Here is a 1,976-nt window from a genome sequence, read left to right on the forward strand (position 1 = left end):
AGCCGGGGCCGGCTGGGAGGCCGGGGATGGCGCGGGAGCGGCGGCGCCGTTGGTCTTCAGCGTGGCGATCGGCGTGTTGACCGCGACGTTCTCGGTCCCTTCGGCCACCAGGATGTCGCCCAGCGTGCCCTCGTCGACGGCCTCGACCTCCATCGTCGCCTTGTCGGTCTCGATCTCGGCAATCACGTCGCCGGCGGCGATCGGATCGCCGCTGTTCTTAAGCCAGCGCGCGAGCTTGCCCTCGGTCATGGTCGGCGAGAGGGCGGGCATCAGGATCTGTGTCGTCATGGGTTCAGCCCTCCACCAGCACGTCGGTCCACAATTCGGACGGATCGGGCTCGGGGCTGCCCTGCGCGAAATCGGCGGCGTCCACAACCACGGCCTTGACCTTGTCCTCGATCGATTTCAGTTCGTCCTCGGCGACGCCCAGGGCGAGCAATTCGTGCCGGACCCGGTCGATCGGGTCATGATGCTTGCGCATCTCGTCGACTTCGGTGCGGGGACGGTATTTGGCCGGGTCGGACATCGAGTGGCCGCGATAGCGGTAGGTCGACATCTCAAGCAGGAACGGGCCCTTGCCCTGCCGGCAATGGGCGATCGCCTCGCGCGCCGCGTCGCGCACGGCCTCGACATCCATGCCGTCGACCTTGCGGCCCGGGATGCCCCAGGGTTCGCCGTTGCGCCACAATTCCTTGGACGCCGAGGCGCGCTCGACGCTGGTGCCCATGCCGTACTGGTTGTTCTCGATCACGAAGACGCAGGGCAGCTTGTGCAGGGCGGCGAGGTTGAAGCTTTCATAGACCTGGCCCTGGTTGGACGCGCCCTCGCCGAAATAGGTGACCGAGACCTCGTCCGTGCCGCGATATTTGTTGGCGAAGGCCAGGCCGATGCCCAGCGAGACCTGGGCGCCGACGATGCCGTGGCCGCCATAGAAATGTTTTTCGGTCGAGAACATGTGCATCGACCCGCCCTTGCCGCGGGAATAGCCGCCCTCGCGCCCCGTCAGTTCGGCCATGACGCCGCGCGGATCCATGCCGGCCGCCAGCATCTGGCCGTGGTCGCGGTAGGAGGTGATGATCTTGTCGCCGTGCTTGAGTTCCATCTGCACGCCGACGACGACCGCTTCCTGGCCGATATAGAGGTGACAGAAGCCGCCGATCAGCCCCATGCCGTAGAGCTGGCCGGCCCGTTCCTCGAACCGGCGGATCAGCACCATGTCGTGGAAGGCGCGCTGCAGGTCGTCCTTGCCCATGGACGGCGCGTTGCGTCCGGCCTCGGTCTTGGGTTTGCGAATTTCGCCCATTCTGAAACGTTTCCCTCTTTATTGTTATGACGGAATTGTTAAGACGACGTGATCGTTATGACGGAGCCGATCGCGGGACCGGGTCACCGGCGGGCCGGGCGGGGCCCCGAGGCCGGTGAGCGGCCGCCGGCGTGCCGTCCGGCGGGTCGCGCGTCATTCCGTCTGTTTCGATAATGCGCCCGCCCCCGCTCTTTCATAGGGGCCGGAACGCCCGCCCGTCTTGCGCACCAGGCATATCGCCTCGATCGTCATGTCGCGGTCGACGGCCTTGCACATGTCGTAGAGGGTCAGCGCCGCCACGCTGACCGCGGTCAGAGCCTCCATTTCGACGCCGGTCTGTCCGGTGGTGCCGACATGGGCCGTGATCTCGACCCCTGCCCCGTCGGCGGCGGCGGCCAGTTCGACCCGGACCGAGGTCAGGGGCAGCGGATGGCAGAGCGGGACCAGGTCGGCGGTCTTCTTGGCCGCCATGATGCCGGCGATCCGCGAGACGGCGAGCACGTCGCCCTTGGGCACGCCGCCGGAAAGGATGAGGGCCAGGGTTTCGGGCCGCATCGTCACGCGGCCGCGGGCTGTGGCCTGGCGCACGGTCGCCGGCTTGGCGGACACGTCCACCATCACGGCATGGCCGCCGGCGTCGAGGTGGGAGAGTTCGGCCGCTGCCGCCATGTTC

General features: G+C 67.5%; 3 protein-coding genes. All 3 read right to left on the minus strand.

The features are described from left to right. A partial coding sequence (locus HUK84_RS16345) for a biotin/lipoyl-containing protein (protein ID WP_317135301.1) occupies positions 1-288 on the minus strand: 288 nt, incomplete at its 3' end. Between the two features lie 4 nt (positions 289-292). Beyond that, positions 293-1,303, minus strand: a complete 1,011-nt coding sequence (gene pdhA, locus HUK84_RS16350) for a pyruvate dehydrogenase (acetyl-transferring) E1 component subunit alpha (RefSeq protein WP_176641226.1) — start codon at positions 1,301-1,303, stop codon at positions 293-295. Between the two features lie 153 nt (positions 1,304-1,456). Next, the gene (moaC, locus tag HUK84_RS16355) at positions 1,457-1,972 is read right to left on the minus strand and encodes a cyclic pyranopterin monophosphate synthase MoaC (RefSeq protein WP_176641227.1); all 516 of its coding nucleotides are present in this window, start codon (positions 1,970-1,972) and stop codon (positions 1,457-1,459) included. Positions 1,973-1,976: the final 4 nt, after the last annotated feature.

The organism is Nguyenibacter vanlangensis, assembly GCF_013376155.1.
GTDB classification, from domain to species: Bacteria; Pseudomonadota; Alphaproteobacteria; order Acetobacterales; family Acetobacteraceae; genus Gluconacetobacter; species Gluconacetobacter vanlangensis.

Bases quoted from the DNA above. Each gene is read 5' to 3' on its own strand.
- pdhA (WP_176641226.1), bottom strand. From the start codon at position 1,303: ATGGGCGAAATTCGCAAACCCAAGACCGAGGCCGGACGCAACGCGCCG.
- moaC (WP_176641227.1), bottom strand. From the start codon at position 1,972: ATGGCGGCAGCGGCCGAACTCTCCCACCTCGACGCCGGCGGCCATGCC.